Raw genomic sequence first — 17,870 nt, 5'->3', positions numbered from 1 at the left:
GAGCGGAAGAAATGACCGCGATAGTGCGCATCGATGACGAAGTCGTGGACGTGGCCGAGTTCATTCGTCTTCTGAAATTGACCGGCCAGTTCGAGAGCCTGATCGAGCAGATCGTGCGCGACAAGCTCACGGTCCACGCGGCGAAGAAGCAAGGCATCACTGTCACCGCCGATGAAATCCAGCAACGCGCCGATCAGTTCCGCCGTGTGCGCGGCCTGCATCGCGCGACGGATATGAATCAGTACCTCGACGCGCTCAATGTCAGTCTCGACGAATTCGAGGCCTTCATTACCGACGGCCTGTATCAGGAGAAGATGCTCGACGAGATCGGCAACGAGACCGCGATCAAGGATTACTTCGCGCTGAATTCGCCGAAGTTCGACGCGATCGAAGTGAGCCACATCGTGCTCGACAGCGAAGGCAAGGCGAAGGAAATGATTTCGTATCTGCACGACGATCCCGAGAGTTTCGCCGACATGGCGCGTGAGCACTCGATCGCGGATACGCGCGAGGCGGGTGGCGTGATCGGCAAGGTGCTGCGCGGGTCGTTGAAGCCGGAAATCGAAGCGAAGATTTTCAACGCGGCGGTGGGCGATCTGCTTGGGCCGTTTCCGTCGGCGGACCGCTCGTGCTTCGAGATTTTCGCCGTGACGGCCAAATATCCGGCGACGCTCGACGCTGACGTGGCCTCCGAAGTCCGGCGGCTGCTGCGCGAAGGCTGGCTGATCGCACGCGCTCAGGAGCACGTGATCGAAGCGCGCTAGCCCGTTCGAGGCCCGCACGCCGTATTGAAACAACGCAACGACACGCCGATTCGAGGTCCGCAAGCACATGGATGCACCCCAGACCGCGCCCTCCGCAGCCGAGTTTCTTACCTCGGTGGAAATTCTTTCGCCGTTTTCGCGCGACGAGATCGAGCGTCTTGCCGAATATGCGCAAGCGCGCTTCTATTCGTTTGGCGAAACGGTTTGTTCCGCGGGCGAGACGGCTGACGGGCTGTACGTGATTCGCTCGGGTTCCGTGCGGATCTTCACGGAGGAGCACGGCAAGGAAACCAGCATGGGGGTGCGCAAGTCGGGCGAGATCTTTGCCGATATTGCGATGTTGCGCACCTATGTCCACGAAGCGTCGGTGCGGGCGTCGGCGAAAACCGAACTGCTGTTCATTCCACGTGCCGCGATCGAGCCTGTGATGGCGGGCAATCAGGCCGCGTTGGCGTTCGTTGCCAGCTATGTGGCGATCAATTCGGCGGGCGGTTTCGTCGCGCAGTTATTCGATCTGCGCGGCAAGCTGAACAAAGCGGAACTCGAAGAGTATGTGCGCAGCGTTGGCGTGAAACGGGTGGCCGCGGGCAAGGAAATCCTCAAGCAGGACGGACGCGAGGACCGGCGCCTGTACGTGGTACGCCAGGGCGCAGTGCATATCGTGCGGCACGAGGAGGGGCACGACTACACGCTTGCCACGCTCGGCGAAGGCGAGATATTCGGCGAGAAAGCGTGCTTGATGCGTCAGGAGCAGATGGCGTCGGTGGTCGCGACGACCGATACGCGGCTGCTGGTGATTCCGGAGCGCACGGTCCATTTCATTCTCGAACGCAATCCGAAGCTGCGCGAAGTGCTCGACGAGCGGATTCGTTACGGCGACCGCGAATTGCAGCGGCAAAAGCGGGTCGAACAGCGGCGCAAGTTGCCGCTGATGCTCGATTTGCAGAGCAAGCCCGAGTTCGGCGAGAAAGTCATCAAACGCTTCGCGCTGGTCGAGCAGGCCGAAGAAATGGATTGCGGCGCGGCGTGCCTTGCGATGGTGTGCCGCCACTACAGCATTCCGATGACGCTCGGCAAATTGCGCGAGCTCGCCAACGTCACAACCCAGGGCGCGACGCTCGACAGTCTCGCCCGCGCGGGCGAATCGCTGGGCTTCACGGCGCGCGGCGTGCAATGCACGTTCGATTCGTTGCGTGGCTTCGATCTGCCGTTCATCGTGCACTGGGAGGGCTATCACTACGTCGTGGTGTACGGGCTCTCCAAGGACTATGTGTGGGTGGCGGACCCGGCGGTCGGCTTCAAAAAAATGACCGTGGAGGATTTCGAGCGCGGCTGGAGCGGCACGTGTCTGCTGTTTACCGGTGGACCGCATCTGCTGCAAATGTCCGCCGCGCGTTCGCCGTGGATACGCTTTGTCGGCTACCTCAAGCCGTACAAGAAGATTCTCGGCCACCTGTTTCTCGCCACTTTCGTGATTCAGGTATTGGGCGTGATTCCGCCGCTGATTATCCAGAACATTCTCGACGGCGTGATCGTGCATCAGAATGTCAGCCTGCTGCATCTGCTGATCGGCGGCCTGATCATCGCCAATGTCTTTTCGCAGTTGATGTCGTCGATTCGCGCGTATCTCGCGAATTTCATGGTGCGCAACATGGACTTCGCGATGATGTCGCAGTTTTTCAAGCACACCATGTCGCTGCCGTTTTCGTTTTTCGCCAAGCGCAAGACCGGCGACATTTTCGCGCGCTTCCAGGAGAACCAGACGATCCGCGCGTTCCTCACCGAATCCACCGTTACCACGGCGCTGAATCTGCTGATGGTGTTCATCTACTTCACGATCATGTTCGTCTACAACGTGAAGATGACGCTGGTGCTGATCGCGTTCGTCATTCCGATCATGGCGCTGACCGCGCTCGCCACGCCGAAGATCAAAGGCTATGCGCGCGAAGTGTTCACCGCGTCGACCGAATCGAAGTCGTTTCTGATGGAAGCGCTCGCCGGCGTGGAGACCATCAAGGGCATGGGTATCGAGCGGCCGGTGCGCTTGCGCTGGGAGAAGAAGTACGCGAAGGCACTCGAAGTGCAGTATCGCGCGCACGCGTTCAACATTCTCGTGGGACTCGGCAGTCAGTTGCTGAACGCCGCGACGACGATTGCGATTCTCTGGGTCGGCGCGAATCTCGTGCTCGCGCGTGAAATGACGATTGGTCAGTTGATCGCGTTCAATGCGTTCATGGGTAGCGTGCTCGGGCCGCTCATGGGCCTGGTCGGCTTGTGGAGCATGTTGAACGACGCGGGCGTGGCGATGGAACGGCTCGGCGATGTGCTCGATATCGAGCCCGAGCAAAAGCCGCAGGATTTGCCCTCGCGTGTGATGCTGCCGGAACTGCAAGGCGAAATTAGCCTCAGCGGCGTCTATTTCCGTTACGGCGAAAACGACTCGGCGTACGTGCTCGAAAACATCAGCTTCGATATCAAGCCCGGTGAACTGGTGGCGATTGTCGGGCGCAGCGGGTCGGGCAAGACGACGCTCGCGAAATTGCTGGTCGGTTTCTACGCGCCGAGCGAGGGCAAGATGACGATCGACGGCTACGATCTCGGCGTGGTCGATAAAGCCTATTACCGTGCGCAGATCGGCTATGTGATGCAGAGCAATCTGCTGTTCTCCGGCACGATTTCGGAGAACATCGCGAGCGGCGACGACGCGCCCGATCGGCGCCGCATCGAGGAAGTCGCGAAGATGGCCGACGCGCACGGTTTCATCAGCAAGATGCCGCTCGGGTATGAGCAGATTGTCGGCGAACGCGGAATTGGGTTGTCCGGCGGGCAGATCCAGCGGCTGTGCATTGCACGGGCGCTATATCACGATCCGCGTCTGCTCGTATTCGACGAAGCGACTTCGGCACTGGACTCGCAATCGGAGAGCAATATCCTGGGCAATATGCATGACATTCTGAAGGGCCGCACGGCGGTGATCATCGCGCACCGGCTCAGCACGATCATGCGTGCGGACAAGATTCTCGTGCTGTATGAAGGGGCAATTGTCGAACAGGGCCGCCACGATGAGCTGATCCAGCGTGGCGGCATGTATTACCAGCTGGTCCAGAAACAGTTGAGTGCGTGATGATGAAGATACTCGACCAGGTTGAAGAGGCCAGCCCCGCGATTTCGTACGCGGGGCTGATCGAGCGGATCGAGATTCTGCGCTCGACCTTGCGCTGGTCGTCGCGGCTGGAGCGCGCGGACATCGACAAGCTGCTCCGGCAAGCCACCTCGTTGCGCGACGAGGTGATGCAGCTCTCGCACAAGGAGCGCTTCGTGCAGGCGGCGGTGGCCGCGGAGCCGCAGGAGCGCGGCGATCTATCGCGTGGTGCGCGCCGCAAAGCGTTGCTCGAACGCAGTTTCATTTTCGAAGGGACATTCGGCGACAATCCGCGCCTGCTCGAATCGCTCGAAATCGCCGAGAAAGCGGCGCCGACCGATTTGCCTGTGCTGATCGACGGCGAAAGCGGCACCGGCAAGGAGTTGATGGCGAAAGTTATCCACGCCAACGGCTCACGTCCCGACAAACCATTTATTTCCGTGAACTGCGGCGCGATTCCCGACAATCTGTTGGAGTCGGAACTGTTCGGGCATCGCAAGGGCGCATTCACGGGGGCTTCGAATGATCGCAAGGGGAAATTCGAAAGCGCGCATACAGGTACGATCTTTCTCGACGAAATCGGCGAGTTGCCGCTAGCCGGCCAGGTTAAGCTGCTGCGCGTGCTGGAAGCGCATGAGATCCAGCGCGTCGGGTCCGATGAAACGATTGCGGTGGACACGCGCATCGTCGCGGCGACCAATCGCAATCTGCGGCAGCTCAGCGAAGAGGGCAAGTTCCGCGAGGATCTGTTCTATCGGCTTAGCGTGATTCATGTGACGCTGCCGCCGCTGCGGGAACGTCGCGATGAAATTCCGCTGCTGATCGCGTGGTTCGGCGACGAAGCCGCCGGCACGTTAAAGCGCAGGCCCGTGCGAATGACGCCGCGTCTGCGGGACTTTCTGCTGAACTATGCGTATCCGGGCAATATTCGCGAGTTGCGCAACGTGATGTATCGGGTGTCGTGTCTGGCCGGCGATATGGCCGATGTCGATCATTTGCCAGTGGACATGCGGCCGGCGGCGCCCGGCTCGGCGGTGTCGTCCAACGCCGCGACCGCAACGGGGCAGGAGCCGATCAGCGTGGCGAACCTGATGTCGCTGAGCGACGCAAAGCGCGCCGCCAGCGACGACGCCGAAAAGGCCTTTCTCGAGCGCGGCCTGCGCGAAGTGAGCGGCACGGTCGCGGAACTCGCGCGTCGTATCGACATGAACCGCTCGCATCTGCAGATGCTTCTGAAGAAACACGGCCTGCATTCGAAGGATTTCCGCAACCGCAATCAGCCGGCCGGGAACAAGAACGGCGCTGAAGACCGCGACGATGAGGACAACGAGACCTAAGACCGCGGCGTCACGCCAACAGGTTCATGGCGCCGGGTTAAGCAGCGTTTTGTCTGATGCATTGGGGTCTTCAGCGCGCACCACCACGGCGGTGATATTGTCACGGCCGCCGCGCGCGAGCGCCAGGTCGACGAGTTCTTCAGACGCGTTCGCGCTTGCCGCCTTGCTCAGCACAGCAAGCATGTCTTCTTCGCTGACTTCGTTGCTCAGGCCGTCGCTGCAGAGAAGGAAGACGTCGCCGTCCGCGACCTCGATGGCATCGTCGTCGAGTTCGAGCACATCGGTTGCGCCAACGGCGCGCGTGATCATGTGCTGCGCGGGGTGATGCCGCGCCTCTTCCTCGGTAAGGACGCCAAGCGACTTGAGCGCTTCCACCTGACTGTGATCGCGCGTGAGTTGCCGCAGGCTGCCTTCGCGCAGCAGGTACAGGCGGCTGTCGCCAGCCCATATGTAGCCGCAGAAACGGTCGCAGGCGAGCAGCACGACGACCGTGCTGCCGATACGCTGCACCTGGCGGCGCGCGGCTTCTTCCCGCAGTTGACGATTGGCGGTTTGCAGGCGCGCGCGCGCGTCGGCGACGAAGGACTTCATGCTGAGCGGCGACGTGAGGCGGCCGAGCGCGTCGATCACCAGACGGCTCGCCAGATCGCCGACCGCGTGTCCACCCATGCCGTCGGCGACGGCCCAGCGTCCGAGTGCGGACTGGTCGAGGCAGGCATCTTCGTTGATCTCGCGGACGCGTCCGGCGTCGGAACGCGCGGACGACGTCCAGCGAAATTGGCTCGCACAGGTCACAACGTTCACACCGTATCGTTTCTGCTGCGTGCTTCGGGAGAGACACTGATGTTTGAGTTCGCGCCGGTGTTGCGTACATCGACCGACTGGAACGTGTTGATCATCTGGTTAGCATAGAAGTTGTTGGTCACATCGTACAGGTTCACGACGGGTCCAAAGCTCGGCGTATTGCGTACATAAGGCTGAATCCAGCCATACACCCACGGGGCGCCGCCGCCACCGCGAATCGCCGTCATCGCTTTACGATCTAGCGCGAGGTTCAGCGAGAGGTCGCTTACTGTAATAGAAGCCATGTCGTTTCTCCGGTTGGCCGCGTGTGTAACGCGCGCGGTGACGCGCGGTTAATGAAGTATCTGGCCGTTATAGTGCAAGTGCCATGCCAATTCGCGGGTGATTCGCGCGGTTTGTCGTCATGCCTTGATTGCCGGGCGATTCCGCGCGCTTGCGTCTGCTGCGCACGGAACTCATGAATTCATCGGTCGGCTGGCAGCCAACACGCCCGCATTCGAACCGGTGCGCGACCCAACACATTCTTCGCGCTCGCCGCACCTCTTCAATCGGCGCACTTCCCCTTCCCACGGCAGCGACAGATGAGCGCCGCTCGCCAACACTTCGGCCGAATTTCTGTCGGCCCGCAACACACACTCGTCGCCCGCGGCGCGCCTCGTTTTCCCGCGAAGCCCCATAAACAAAGGCTTTCGCGCGTATGGCCCGGATGATGCAAAAGATCTCGCAACAGTGTTGGAAATCGAAGCGAGGCCAGCCATGAACACGAACCAAACCAGCAGCGAAAACAGCGAAGACCGCTGCGACGCCGCGTCCACCATCGAGCTGCCGATCGGCGCGCATCTCGTCACGCAACGCCGCGGTTACGAACACCACGGCATTTATGTGGGCAATGGCCGCGTGGTTCATTACTCGGGCTTTGCGAGCTCAGCGCATCGCGGCCCGGTTGAGGAAGTGGAACTGGAACGCTTCGCCGCCGGCCATCCGCTGACGATCCGCCCGACCCCGTCCGCCCGCTACGTCGGCGACGAAGCCGTGCGCCGCGCACGCTCCCGTCTCGGCGAAAACCATTATCGCCTGCTGACCAACAACTGCGAGCACTTCTGCGCATGGTGCCTGCTCGGCGAAAGCCGTAGCGAACAAGTGCATTGCTGCCTGCGCCATCCGCGCACCGGCATGCATGCGCTGGTGTGCCTCGTGAAGGCTTTTGTGGAAAGCACCGCGAAGGGCGCTCACGGTTCCGCGCAATGGGCGTGAACCGGCGACACCGAATTTCAGTGACTCATTCAGTGATTCAACCGTTCAAGGATTCAAGGAGAACATCATGGCTGCCGCAGAAAAGACCTTGCATTGGGCCGTAGACAAATGGCTTGCCCCGACCCCGTCGATGCCCGCACGCGTCGTGCAGTTCTGCCACCGTGCGTCGCAACATCAGCGCTATGTGTGCGTGGAAGCCTTGCGGCCGACCGGTCTACTGTCGATCTTCTTCTTCCGTCATGACGACGGCTCGTGGAATGTGTTTCCGCCGCAAGCCGAACGGCCCGCAATGAACGGCCATCGCCGCGCTTTGCTGGCTGCCTAGTTCCGCGCCTGTGCAGACGCTTCCTTGATGATCCACTGATTGAACAGCAGCATCGCCGGCGTCATGGGTTTGCCCTTCAACCATGTCAGCCAATAGCTGCCGGCGTGAACCTCCACTTCGAACGGGCGCACCAGCCGGCCTGTGTTGATCTCGTGATCGAACATCAGCGCGGGCGCGAGCGCGATGCCCGCACCCTGCATCGCCGCTTCCACCATCAGCCGCGATGAATCGAACACCGGCCCGCGAATCGGCCGCGGCGGAATGCCTGCGGCGGTGAACCAGCTCATCCAGTCGTCAGCGCGATAGGAGCGCAGCAAGGTCTCGCCGGCGAGATCCTCCGGGTTCGACAGACGCGCGGCGATCTCCGGCGTGCAAAGCAGCGCAAGCGGCGCGTCGAGGAGGCGGGTCGCGAGCGAACCAGGCCACGTGCCGTCGCCGAACCGGATCGCGAAGTCGAGACCTTCGGTGGCGAGATCGACCAGGTTGTTGTTCGTCAGCAGCCGCAGTTCGACGAACGGATGCGCGTCGCGAAACGACTTGAGGCGCGGCATCAGCCAGCCCACCGCGAATGTGCCCACCACGCCGACCGTCAGCACCTCGTGAAAGTGCCCACCTTCGAACTGTTTGAGCACGGCTTCGATGCGATCGAATGCGTCGGTCAGCACCGGACGCAGCGCAAGGCCTTCGTCGGTCATGGCGAGGCCGCGCGGCAGTCGCTTGAAGAGCGCGGTGCCGAGCCGCTCCTCCAGCGTCCTGACCTGCTGGCTGACAGCGGCCTGAGTGACGTTCAATTCGAGTGCCGCGCGCGTGAAGCTCAGATGCCGGGCGGACGATTCGAAGGCGCGCAGCGCGTTCAATGGAAGGTACGGTCTCATGGCGAAGGCATAAGATTTTCTTGTGAGTTGGCTAACTTATCATCGTTTGTCAGCGGCCGGCGGAAAACCGATAGTTGCGGCTTCACACAAAGGAGCGGCGATGATCACAAGACGGAAGTTCGCGGGCGCGATGCTGGGTGTTTCGATAGCTGGGGTTGCGGTTGGCGGTGCCGGCGCGTTCGGCAAGGTGGCTAAAACGGGCGCGGTGGCGCAAGGGCGCGATCTGGCCAAGGCGGATGCGATCCGTCGGCGGCTCGCTGAAATCGAAGCGGCGAGCGGCGGGCGGCTGGGTGTGTCGATCGTCGATACGATGTCCGGCTTGCACGCCGGCTTGCGGACCGACGAGCGCTTTCCGATGTGCAGTACCTTCAAAGTGCTGGCGGCGGGCGCCGTATTGGCGCGCACGGATCGCGGCGAGGAAGACTTGCAGCGGCGCGTGCTGTTCTCGCAAAGCGACGTGGTGTCGAACTCGCCGGCCACGAGCAAGCACACACGCGAGCTGACCGGTAACGCGGGCATGAGCGTCGCCGAGCTGTGCAAGGCGGCGATCACGCTCAGCGACAACACGGCGGCGAATCTGTTGCTGGCGACCTTCGGCGGGCCGGCCGGGTTGACCGCGTTCGCCCGCGGCCTCGGTGACGGCATCACGCGTCTGGACCGCAACGAGCCGACGCTGAACGAAGCCATTCCCGGCGATCCGCGCGACACCACCACACCCAACGCCATGCTCGGCAATCTGCGCGAGCTGCTGCTCGGCGAGCATTTGTCCTCGTCGTCGCGAGCGCAACTGCTGGCCTGGCTCGCGGCCAACGAGACCGGCGGCGCACGGATTCGCGCGAAGCTGCCGAAGGAGTGGGGCGTGGGCGACAAGACCGGCACCGGCGATCACGGCACCGCCAACGACGTAGCGATTCTGTGGCCGCCCGGACGCGGTCCGGTGCTGGTGACCGTCTACCTGACCGAAACGGCTGGCGACGCGGCGCGCAGCAATGCGGCGATCGCGAATGTGGGCGCGCTGGTGGTGGCGTCTATCTGATCTCGGCGCGGATAGGGCCGCACGCGATGCGATGCGATGGCGCGATGCGCCGATCGAAGTATGCGACACTAGGGCCACACCGAAAGGAGGCACTGCGAATCGGCCTCGATGGATGCGGTGAGAAGTTGACTGTCCATGGAAATGCTCGACACCTTCTGCCGACGTTCGTCCAGGTAAGCCGTCGGCTTGTTCAACCACGCATCGTTGACCTAGATTCGGAGTCCCCTATGTCTGTCTATGTCCTCGCATTGCTGATCGGCGTCGTGGCCGGCCTTCGCGCGATGACCGCGCCCGCCGCGGTCAGTTGGGCGGCGCATCTGGGCTGGTTGCCGCTGCAAGATACCCCGCTGGCATTTCTCGGCTTCACCGCCACGCCGTATATCTTCACGGTGCTGGCCATCGTCGAACTGATCACCGATCAACTGCCGAAAACCCCTAGCCGTACCGTGCCGATGCAATTCGGCGCGCGTCTCGTGCTCGGCGGATTGAGCGGTGCGGCGATCGGTGCGGCGCATGGTGGAGTGGGGAACGGGTTGATCGCGGGATTGATTGGCGCCGTGATCGGCACCGTGGGCGGCGCGAGAGTCCGCGGCGCGATGGCGCGTGCGTTCGGACGGGACCAGCCGGCGGCGTTGATCGAAGACGCGGTGGCGATCGTCGGCGCGGCGTTGATCGTGATGGCGTTGCGTTGATGCGATTCAGCGAGACGCGGGGCGCTTCGCTGAATCGGTTCGGGCAGTCTAGCCGGCGCGTGCGATACGCGAATCGGCGGATGCCTGCGGTGCGGGCAGGGCACCGATAGCGGCGGTGGCGGGAATCAGCTTGCCGCTCACCAGCAAGCCCAAAGTTTTTACCGCCAGAATCGCGATGATCACATTCGCCGCGATGAACAGAACTGGCGCGGCCCATTCAACCGGACCCGTCGCACCTCGTTCGACCATCCGAAGCGCCATCGTCGGCAGGGCGGCGACGCCGAAGCTGAAGGCCCAATAAGCCGGCACGAACGCCTGTTGGCGAATCCACGGCAGCAAACGCAGGAGCAGCAGAGCCTGGTACAAGCCATAACCGAGCAGCACCAGGGCGAACAGGTCAGGCGTGCCGCTGCTCAGGCTCAGATAGGCCACGCCACCCACCACCGGAGGCGCAAGCTGGATGCCGATCACCGGACGCAATGCGTCGGGCAGCGGTTCATGGACGGCGGCGCGGTGCAGGATCAGCGATTCGATCGCGAGCCACGACAGCAACCCCGCTCCGAAAAACAGCCCGCCCAGCTGATGGAAACCGAAGGCGGCCGAAGCCGTGCCGGCTACGAAGCTCGGCGCCACCGTCGGCAGATAAATGGCGGGCGTTACCAGTTCAGGCTTGCGCCCGCCCTGCCAGAGCCGTCCATGCAAATACACGCCGAGCGCCAGTTGCGCGACCACGGCCACGCCGAACAACGAAATTGCCAACGTGTGCGCGTACGGTTGCAGAAGCTGCGCGGCCAGCAGGCTCGAAACGGGGCCGAGCGCCGCAAACGACGATTGCACCGGATGCTGCATTTCCGCGCGTGCTTCGGCGGCATGCGTCAGCCACTTTTGCCCGTATGCCAACAGAATCACAAGCCACACGACGAGCGCGGCCACGGTCATCAAGTCGCCCACGGCGGCAGGAAGGTGCCAGAGTCTGATCGCCACGCGCCACAGATTGGCGAACGCCAGCGCGCCCACTGCGATCCCGAAGAAGGCAACTGGAATCGTCCCACGATTGCTGTTCATCACCGATCCTCCGAAAGTTGCGTCGCGCTCCGCTGTTGCGGCTTCGCGCGATCGATGACGTACTGTAAAAGGCGGCGGCCAAACGCTGAATGCTGGGCGCGCTCAACAAATCGCGCGATCGTCTCAAGATGCAACGTGCCGCATCCGGCGAGCGTTTGCGCCGTGGTTTGCGCTCATACCTCGGATTCCGCGCAGAATCGGCGCCGAAGCGCCCGTGGCGGGTATGACAGCCCGGCGTCATGGCGTAAAATTTCCGCTTCCCTATGAAGTAACGCCATCCATGCCAACGCCTGCGGACAAATCGAACACGAAGGAAAGCGAGGGTGTTGCCGTCATCGATCGTGCTTGCGCCATCCTGTTCGCCTTCCGGCCGGACGATGCCGCGCTCACGCTCGCCGAACTGGCGGCGCGCACGGGGCTTTACAAGAGCACGTTGTTGCGGCTCGCGGGCTCGCTGATCCAGCATCGCCTGCTGCTGCGTCTCGACGACGGCCGCTATCAGCTCGGTTCCGCCACCTTCATGCTGGGCGCGCTGTATCAGCGCAGCCTGAACCTCGGCGACATTCTGGTGCCGCTCATGCGCGAACTCGCGGAAATCAGTGGCGAAAGCGTGTCGTTCTATGTGCGTGACGAAGCGGTGCGGGTGTGTTTGCATCGGGTGGATTCGAAGCATGCGGTGCGCTTTCACGTGCGTGAAGGCGACGTGCTGCCGCTGGAAAGCGGCTCGGGCGGCCATGCGTTGCTCGCCTTCGACGGCATGCCGGGCGCGCCGTACGACAAGATTCGCGAGGACTTCTACTGTGTGTCGATCGGCGAGCGCGACCGGGAGACGGCGGGTGTTTCCATGCCGGTATTCGGCGTGCGCCAAAGCCTGCGTGGCGTGCTGACGCTGGCCGGTCCGAGCTCGCGTATCGATCACGCGTTTCTCGAACGCAATCTCGGCGCGCTGTTCGATTGCGCCACGCGCGCCACCGACGCCTTGGGCGGCGATTCGCGCGCCATGCGCAACGCGCAGCGGCGCGCGGCCGAAGTTCAGGACAAGTAGTTCAGGGCAAACGGCTCAAGGCAAATGCCGTTCGGGCTTGCCGGTGTATGTGTAGGCCATCTGGCGCGGCATCGGACCTTTGTTGCGCTCCTTGCGCCCGCGCTGTTCCCATGCATGCGACAGAATGCCGACCGCGCGTGACAGGCAGAACACGCCGCGCGCCAACTCGGGCGCAAAGCCGAGTTCGGCGTAGATCACGGCGGTGGCGCCGTCGATATTCATCGGCACGGGCTTGCTCTTGCGGCCCATGAGCAGCGCTTCGATGCCGCGTGCGATCGCGGCATAGCGTCCGCTGATGCGCTCCGCGCGGACACTCTCGTCCACCAGCGCGAGAAGCCGTGGCGCCCGCGGATCGACCGGATGAAAGCGATGCCCGAAGCCCGGCAGATATTTGCCGTGCGCCGCAATGAAGGCATCCACACCTTGGTCGACGGCGTCTTCCAACGTGGCGCCCGCCTGCATGCGCGCATCGATCGAGTCGTACAGTTCGACCGCCTGCTGACCCGCACCGCCGTGCACGTCGTCCAGCGCGTTGATCGCCGAGGCCATCGCGCCGTTCAGCGGCAAGCCGCAACTGGTCGCCATCCGCGAGATGGCGATCGACGGCGCATGCGGCCCATGATCCACCGACGACACCAATGCCGCTTCGAACAGACGTGCCTGCTCGGCGTCAGGCAGTTCGCCGCGCAGCATCAGCCAGATCATCTGCGGGAAACTGATATTGCCGATCAACTCCTGAATCGGGAAACCGCGCACGTTGATCGAGCCCGGATGAATGTCGATGATCGACGTGCTCCAATAGTCGGCAGCGAGCTTCGCTGCGTCGAATGCCTGCGTCATGTTCAGATCACTCCTTCGGCGCGTAGTTGGTCGATGTGTGCGTCGTCGTAGCCGAGCGCGGCGAGTTGCTCATGTGTGTGAGCCGATAGCACCGGCGCGGGTGTGCTCGGCGCCGTGTCCGCATCGTGCAGACGAAAACCCGCGCGAGTCACGCGCTGGCGATCCGTGTTGGCATCCGCGGCAAATTCGCGGATGAAGCCGCGCGACTCCAGATGAGGATGCGCAAGAATCTCCGGCACCGACATCACGCGGCCGGCCGGCACGCCTGCTTCGAAGAAACGCGCTTCCCAGTTCGCGGCGCTATCGTGCGCGAGTGCCGTTTCGATCTCCGCTTTCAATGCCGCGCGATTCAGCTTGCGGGCGTTGCGCTCGGAAAAACGCGGATCGTCGAGCAGGTCGGCCCGGCCGATCAACTGACACAAGCTCGCGAACTGTTTGCTCTCGTTGGCGGCGATATTGAGCGGGCCGTCGCCGGTTTTGAAGGTGCCCGAGGGCGCGGCGGTGAAGTTCTCGTTGCCCATCGGCGTGGGCGTGACGCCGGCATTCAGGAAGTTCGAGACGACCCAGCCCATGGTCGCGAGCGTGGCTTCGAGCATCGACACATCGAGCATGCGGCCGTGTCCCGTGGCGCGCGCGTCGAGCAACGCGGCGCAAATGCCGAACGCCGCGGTGAGACCGCCCACCGTGTCCGACACCGGATAGCCGACGCGCAACGGGGCGCTGTCGGCGTCGCCGGTCACGCTCATCACGCCGGAGATGCCCTGAATGATCTGATCGTAAGCAGGCCGCTTTGAAAACTCACCGTCCATGCCGAAGCCGGAGATCGCGCAATACACCAGCTTCGGATTGACCTCGCGCAGCGCCTCGAAATCGAGGCCGAGCCGTGTCATCACGCCGGGCCGGAAATTTTCGACCAGCACGTCCGCGGTTTTGACGAGCTCGCGCAGAATCGCCTTGCCGCGCGGGTCTTTCAGATTGAGCGTAAGCGACTGCTTGCCCGCGTTCACGGCGACGAACGAGGCGCCCATGTTGCGCGCCGACGCGTCCTTATCGGCGCCCAGGCGCCGCGCCAGATCGCCGCCGTCTGGATGCTCGACCTTGATCACTTCGGCGCCGAGCAACGCGAGTTGATACGCGCAAAACGGCCCGGCCAATACATTCGATAAGTCCAGTACGCGGACTCCAGCCAACGGCAGCGTCATGTTTAAAGCCTCTTGTTCAAAATACGATGCAACGCAATTCAATGCGAGATTTCGTCGAGATTGCGATGGTTGGTCCGCGGTCCGAAGATGCCGATCGCGCCCATCACCATCACCATCGACGCGCTGATCAACGCGAACACGCCGCTCACGCCGAAGTGACGCAGCGCGAACGCGATCATGAAGCCGGAGAACATGGCCGACAGACGCGACATCGAATAAACGAAGCCGACGGCGCGCGCCCGCAAACGCGTCGGGAAGAGTTCGGTCTGATACGCGTGATAGCCGACCGAGAGCAGCGTGCCGCTCAGTGTGATCAGCACGCCGAGCGACATCAGCATGACAGGCGAGGTTTGCGTCGCGAACAGGCTGCCGAACACCGCAATGCCGAGCGCCGACAGCACGATCAACGTCTTCCGTTCGATGCGGTCCGCGATCGCCATGCCGATCAGCGGCCCGAACGGATTCGAAACCGCGATCACGAACGAGTACAGCAAACTGTGCGTGATCGTGACGCCTTTGGAGACGAGCAGCGTCGGCACCCACGAGGCGAAGCCGTAGAAGCCGATCGCCTGGAACAGATTGAAGACGAGCATCGTGATCGCGCGTTTGCGATACGGCGGCTGCCAGATTTCGCGGAAGGCGGCCTTGGTGGTCGCCGGTTCGACGGTCGGCACGGCCGGCGGCAGAGGTTTGCCGTATTGCGCGGCGACTTTCGCTTCCAGCGCATGCAGCACCTTCTCCGCCTCGGCGGCGCGGCCTTGTTGCGCGAGCCAGCGCGGACTTTCCGGCACGCGCTGGCGAATCGCCCACACCACCACCGCCCCCAACGCACCGATGATCACGACCCAGCGCCAGCCGTCGAGTCCGAACGGCGTGAGCGGCACCAGCCACCACGCGAGAAACGCGACCGACGGCACCGCGGTGTACTGCACCAGATGAACGAACGCAAAGGCACGGCCGCGCAAATGTTTGGGCACGAGTTCGCTGACGTAAGTATCGATCGTCACCAGCTCGACGCCCACGCCGATGCCGGCGATCAGGCGCCACAGATTGATGGCGGGCGCCGTGCTTTGCAGCGCCATGATCAGCGTCGCGGCGGAGTACCACAGCAGCGAAATGGTAAACACCGTCTTGCGGCCGTAGCGGTCGGCCATGCCCGCCAGAAAGAACGTGCCGATGAAGAGCCCGGCAAACGACGCCGCCACGAACGCGCCAAGACCGGACACGCCGAAGAAGGACGCGGTCGTCGTCGAGTAGACCCCGCTCTTCACGAGGCCGGGGCCGACGTACGCGGTGAAGAACAGGTCGTAGAACTCGAACCAGCCGCCGATGGACAGCAGGAACACCAGCATCCACACCGCGCGCGTCGCGGGCAGGCGGTCGATGCGCGCGTTGACGCCGGGCGTGAGCCCCTGCGCGCCAGCGTCTGAATGGGGCGACGCGCCGGACGTGTCGATTGGCAGGCTTGCCATGAAATCCTCCTTCGGATGTCTCTCGTCAGTGCGTTCTGTTAGATAGAACGACGTTCTGTTTAATGGGTGTGCCGAGAGTAGTCCGTGCGGCCGACGCCAGGAATCCGGGTTTTTACCTAGGGACGAGGAAGGCGCTTGCGCGCAGCGAGCGCGCCGGTCCGCCGCGTGGGCGGTCCGGCCGTTTACGCGCCCATGCGCTCAAGCATGGCCAGCAGTGTGTCGAATGAAAGCGGCTTGCGCGCGTATTCGATGCGGGGATTCGGCTGCACGGGGATATCCGCGACCGCGCTGCACAGAATGATCGGAATGGCGCGCAGATCAGGATCGGCGTTCAGCACCGCGCACAGTTGCATCCCCGACATGACTGGCATCATGCAGTCCGACACGATGATGTCGGGCCGGGTCTTGCGTATCTGTTCGAGCGCGGCGGCCCCGTTCGACGCCGTCAGCACGGTATAGCCGTGCCGCTCCAGCAGCAGCCGCCAGACTGTCAGGATGTCGAACTCGTCGTCCACGACCAGAATGGTTTTCATGGGCGGCTAGGTATTTCGTCGCGCCGGCAACGTGGCCGACAGGCCGCCCGGCGAATGCAGGCTGGCGGGGCTCCCCGAGTTTTCGATCACGTCCAGGCCCTGAGACGAAATCACGAGCTCGCGCAGGGAAGTGTCGTGGGCGCTTTCACGCTGCTTGACCACGGAAATCATGCGTCGCAAACCCGTTTCCGTTTCGGCGTAACGCAGCAGCACAAGGTTCTCAGTCAGTGCCGAAACCCGCACCCTCTTCGCGTGGCCGGGGTCGGCGTAAAGCGGCAGTTCTTCGGTCAGCAGGGTGGTGACGCAGGCTTCGCGAAGCTGGTGCAGCAGCGCATTCAGGAACAGGCCAAAGCGCTCGGTGCGCAACGCGGAATCGCGGAAACCTTCCACACCGTCGATGACGATGCGCGACGCGCCGATCCTCTTGACCGTGGCGAGCGCGGTGGCCGCAAGTTCGTCGACGGCCAGTTCGATGGCCGGTTGCCACTGGATCACGAGCCGGCCGTCCTCATACGCCTCGGTGAGTCCAATCGATACGGCCTCGGCTTTGCCGACCAGCCGTTGCGGTCCTTCGTAAAAGCCGAGGTACACGCAGCGTTCGCCGCGCGCGACGCCGGCCGCGAGAAATTGCAGACAGAGGAGAGTCTTGCCGACGCCCGACGGCCCGATCAGCGTGGTCGTGGAGCCTTGCGCAAAGCCGCCGCCGAGCAGGCCGTCAAGATGCGGCAGGCCGAAGCCGAGACGCGATTTCAGATCCACCGGACCCGGCGGCAGGGCGCCCTGCGCTTCCAGGCGCGGGAACATCAGGAGCCCGCTTTCGGCGATGCGGAAGAAATGCTTGCCCATCAGATGATTGCGCGCGCGCATCTTGTGGACTTCGATTTCGCGCGCGCGACGCATGCCGTCGCTGTATCGGTTCAGCTCGATCAGGCCATCGACCAGCGTGTGTTCCGGATGCGGTTCGTTGCCGGAGAGCGGGGCGAGCAGCAAGGTCGTGCAATCCATCGCCGCGACCAGCGCATTCAACTCGTGGATGAACTTGGACAGCGACAATTCGGTCTCGCTGAATTCACGCGCGCTGCGAAAGCCGTCGATGATCATCAGGCTCGGGCGGTAATCGTAAATGCTCGAGGCGATCAGTTTGAGGAAGCCGTCGAGACCGTCCTGCATCAGCTCGTGATAGCCGGACACGAACAGCATCTGCTGGGCGACCGCCTTCTCATCGAAGAAGCTCAGACCCTTAAGATGCCCCAGCAGCTTGTCGTGCGATTCGGCGATCAAGGTCATGTACAGCACCTTCTCGCCCTGGCTTACACGATGAAAACCAATCTGGCTCGACAGAATCGTCTTGCCGGCGCCGGCCATGCCTTCCAGCAGATACACGCCGCCGCGGACCAGACCTCCGCCCAGGATCTCGTCGAGCCCGGGGACTCCCGTTTCCACATTGGATCGGGAAGATGTCTGAGATTCGTGGTTAGTCATTG

The 17,870-nt window shown here is 62.9% G+C and carries 17 protein-coding genes; 8 read left to right on the top strand and 9 right to left on the bottom strand.

Annotated elements, in window-relative coordinates:
- Positions 1-11: 11 nt before the first annotated feature.
- The 3 genes from PQR42_RS07985 to PQR42_RS07975 all read left to right on the top strand — a co-directional run bounded on the left by PQR42_RS07985 (position 12) and on the right by PQR42_RS07975 (position 5,243).
- A complete protein-coding gene (locus tag PQR42_RS07985) occupies positions 12-764 on the top strand; it encodes a peptidylprolyl isomerase (RefSeq protein WP_408204389.1) in 753 nt (250 codons plus the stop codon).
- A 67-nt stretch (positions 765-831) separates the two neighbouring features.
- Positions 832-3,888, top strand: a complete 3,057-nt coding sequence (locus PQR42_RS07980) for a peptidase domain-containing ABC transporter (protein ID WP_408204390.1) — start codon at positions 832-834, stop codon at positions 3,886-3,888.
- On the top strand, positions 3,888-5,243 hold the full coding sequence (locus tag PQR42_RS07975; RefSeq protein ID WP_408204391.1) for a sigma-54 interaction domain-containing protein: 1,356 nt from the start codon (positions 3,888-3,890) through the stop codon (positions 5,241-5,243). The genes PQR42_RS07980 and PQR42_RS07975 overlap by 1 nt, the downstream gene beginning before the upstream one ends.
- A gap of 24 nt (positions 5,244-5,267) precedes the next feature.
- Here the strand turns inward: PQR42_RS07975 and PQR42_RS07970 are convergent, their stop codons facing one another.
- Both PQR42_RS07970 and PQR42_RS07965 read right to left on the bottom strand, forming a co-directional pair.
- On the bottom strand, positions 5,268-6,038 hold the full coding sequence (locus tag PQR42_RS07970) for a PP2C family protein-serine/threonine phosphatase (RefSeq protein ID WP_408204392.1): 771 nt from the start codon (positions 6,036-6,038) through the stop codon (positions 5,268-5,270).
- A gap of 5 nt (positions 6,039-6,043) precedes the next feature.
- Complete coding sequence (locus PQR42_RS07965) at positions 6,044-6,331, bottom strand: hypothetical protein (protein ID WP_408204393.1); 288 nt, start codon at positions 6,329-6,331, stop codon at positions 6,044-6,046.
- Between the two features lie 472 nt (positions 6,332-6,803).
- Between PQR42_RS07965 and PQR42_RS07960 the strand changes: the two genes are divergently transcribed.
- Together PQR42_RS07960 and PQR42_RS07955 are read left to right on the top strand one after the other, a co-directional pair.
- Entirely contained in the window at positions 6,804-7,301 is a 498-nt protein-coding gene (locus PQR42_RS07960; RefSeq protein ID WP_408204394.1) for a lecithin retinol acyltransferase family protein, read from the top strand.
- A 67-nt stretch (positions 7,302-7,368) separates the two neighbouring features.
- Positions 7,369-7,626 (top strand): hypothetical protein, encoded by a 258-nt coding sequence (locus PQR42_RS07955; RefSeq protein WP_310817356.1) that lies wholly within the window; start codon positions 7,369-7,371, stop codon positions 7,624-7,626.
- Here PQR42_RS07955 and PQR42_RS07950 read toward each other — a convergent pair.
- Positions 7,623-8,501, bottom strand: a complete 879-nt coding sequence (locus tag PQR42_RS07950) for a LysR family transcriptional regulator (protein WP_408204396.1) — start codon at positions 8,499-8,501, stop codon at positions 7,623-7,625. The genes PQR42_RS07955 and PQR42_RS07950 overlap by 4 nt on opposite strands.
- 100 nt (positions 8,502-8,601) lie before the next feature.
- On the opposite strand from PQR42_RS07950, the gene bla reads away from it, so the two are divergent.
- A complete protein-coding gene (gene bla / locus PQR42_RS07945) occupies positions 8,602-9,537 on the top strand; it encodes a class A beta-lactamase (protein ID WP_408383096.1) in 936 nt (311 codons plus the stop codon).
- A gap of 227 nt (positions 9,538-9,764) precedes the next feature.
- A complete protein-coding gene (locus PQR42_RS07940; protein ID WP_408204398.1) occupies positions 9,765-10,229 on the top strand; it encodes a DUF4126 domain-containing protein in 465 nt (154 codons plus the stop codon).
- Between the two features lie 48 nt (positions 10,230-10,277).
- Here PQR42_RS07940 and tehA read toward each other — a convergent pair whose 3' ends face one another.
- Entirely contained in the window at positions 10,278-11,294 is a 1,017-nt protein-coding gene (gene tehA / locus PQR42_RS07935) for a dicarboxylate transporter/tellurite-resistance protein TehA (RefSeq protein WP_408383098.1), read from the bottom strand.
- A 280-nt stretch (positions 11,295-11,574) separates the two neighbouring features.
- Between tehA and PQR42_RS07930 the strand changes: the two genes are divergently transcribed.
- Complete coding sequence (locus PQR42_RS07930; RefSeq protein WP_408383100.1) at positions 11,575-12,339, top strand: IclR family transcriptional regulator; 765 nt, start codon at positions 11,575-11,577, stop codon at positions 12,337-12,339.
- Between the two features lie 15 nt (positions 12,340-12,354).
- Here the strand turns inward: PQR42_RS07930 and PQR42_RS07925 are convergent, their stop codons facing one another.
- The 5 genes from PQR42_RS07925 to PQR42_RS07905 form a co-directional block, all read right to left on the bottom strand.
- The gene (locus PQR42_RS07925; protein WP_408383102.1) at positions 12,355-13,179 is read right to left on the bottom strand and encodes a citryl-CoA lyase; all 825 of its coding nucleotides are present in this window, start codon (positions 13,177-13,179) and stop codon (positions 12,355-12,357) included.
- A 2-nt stretch (positions 13,180-13,181) separates the two neighbouring features.
- Positions 13,182-14,381 carry a CaiB/BaiF CoA transferase family protein gene (locus PQR42_RS07920; protein ID WP_408383104.1) on the bottom strand — a complete coding sequence of 400 codons (1,200 nt, stop codon included), beginning with the start codon at positions 14,379-14,381 and terminating at the stop codon, positions 13,182-13,184.
- A 38-nt stretch (positions 14,382-14,419) separates the two neighbouring features.
- A complete protein-coding gene (locus PQR42_RS07915) occupies positions 14,420-15,853 on the bottom strand; it encodes an MFS transporter (protein ID WP_408383106.1) in 1,434 nt (477 codons plus the stop codon).
- Between the two features lie 182 nt (positions 15,854-16,035).
- Positions 16,036-16,386 carry a response regulator gene (locus tag PQR42_RS07910; protein ID WP_408383108.1) on the bottom strand — a complete coding sequence of 117 codons (351 nt, stop codon included), beginning with the start codon at positions 16,384-16,386 and terminating at the stop codon, positions 16,036-16,038.
- Positions 16,387-16,392: 6 nt separating this feature from the next.
- Positions 16,393-17,868 (bottom strand): ATPase domain-containing protein, encoded by a 1,476-nt coding sequence (locus tag PQR42_RS07905; RefSeq protein WP_408383110.1) that lies wholly within the window; start codon positions 17,866-17,868, stop codon positions 16,393-16,395.
- Positions 17,869-17,870: the final 2 nt, after the last annotated feature.

The sequence above is a fragment of the Paraburkholderia sediminicola genome, assembly GCF_046027355.1.
GTDB classification, from domain to species: domain Bacteria; phylum Pseudomonadota; class Gammaproteobacteria; order Burkholderiales; family Burkholderiaceae; genus Paraburkholderia; species Paraburkholderia sediminicola_B.
Note: the sequence above shows the minus strand (reverse complement) of the source record. Positions and strands in the feature narration are given on the sequence as shown.

Coding starts and splice junctions, on each gene's coding strand:
- PQR42_RS07985 (WP_408204389.1), top strand. CDS start 12: ATGACCGCGATAGTGCGCATCGATGACGAAGTCGTGGACGTGGCCGAG.
- PQR42_RS07980 (WP_408204390.1), top strand. CDS start 832: ATGGATGCACCCCAGACCGCGCCCTCCGCAGCCGAGTTTCTTACCTCG.
- PQR42_RS07975 (WP_408204391.1), top strand. CDS start 3,888: ATGATGAAGATACTCGACCAGGTTGAAGAGGCCAGCCCCGCGATTTCG.
- PQR42_RS07965 (WP_408204393.1), bottom strand. CDS start 6,331: ATGGCTTCTATTACAGTAAGCGACCTCTCGCTGAACCTCGCGCTAGAT.
- PQR42_RS07960 (WP_408204394.1), top strand. CDS start 6,804: ATGAACACGAACCAAACCAGCAGCGAAAACAGCGAAGACCGCTGCGAC.
- PQR42_RS07955 (WP_310817356.1), top strand. CDS start 7,369: ATGGCTGCCGCAGAAAAGACCTTGCATTGGGCCGTAGACAAATGGCTT.
- PQR42_RS07950 (WP_408204396.1), bottom strand. CDS start 8,501: ATGAGACCGTACCTTCCATTGAACGCGCTGCGCGCCTTCGAATCGTCC.
- bla (WP_408383096.1), top strand. CDS start 8,602: ATGATCACAAGACGGAAGTTCGCGGGCGCGATGCTGGGTGTTTCGATA.
- PQR42_RS07940 (WP_408204398.1), top strand. CDS start 9,765: ATGTCTGTCTATGTCCTCGCATTGCTGATCGGCGTCGTGGCCGGCCTT.
- tehA (WP_408383098.1), bottom strand. CDS start 11,294: ATGAACAGCAATCGTGGGACGATTCCAGTTGCCTTCTTCGGGATCGCA.
- PQR42_RS07930 (WP_408383100.1), top strand. CDS start 11,575: ATGCCAACGCCTGCGGACAAATCGAACACGAAGGAAAGCGAGGGTGTT.
- PQR42_RS07925 (WP_408383102.1), bottom strand. CDS start 13,179: ATGACGCAGGCATTCGACGCAGCGAAGCTCGCTGCCGACTATTGGAGC.
- PQR42_RS07920 (WP_408383104.1), bottom strand. CDS start 14,381: ATGACGCTGCCGTTGGCTGGAGTCCGCGTACTGGACTTATCGAATGTA.
- PQR42_RS07915 (WP_408383106.1), bottom strand. CDS start 15,853: ATGGCAAGCCTGCCAATCGACACGTCCGGCGCGTCGCCCCATTCAGAC.
- PQR42_RS07910 (WP_408383108.1), bottom strand. CDS start 16,386: ATGAAAACCATTCTGGTCGTGGACGACGAGTTCGACATCCTGACAGTC.
- PQR42_RS07905 (WP_408383110.1), bottom strand. CDS start 17,868: ATGACTAACCACGAATCTCAGACATCTTCCCGATCCAATGTGGAAACG.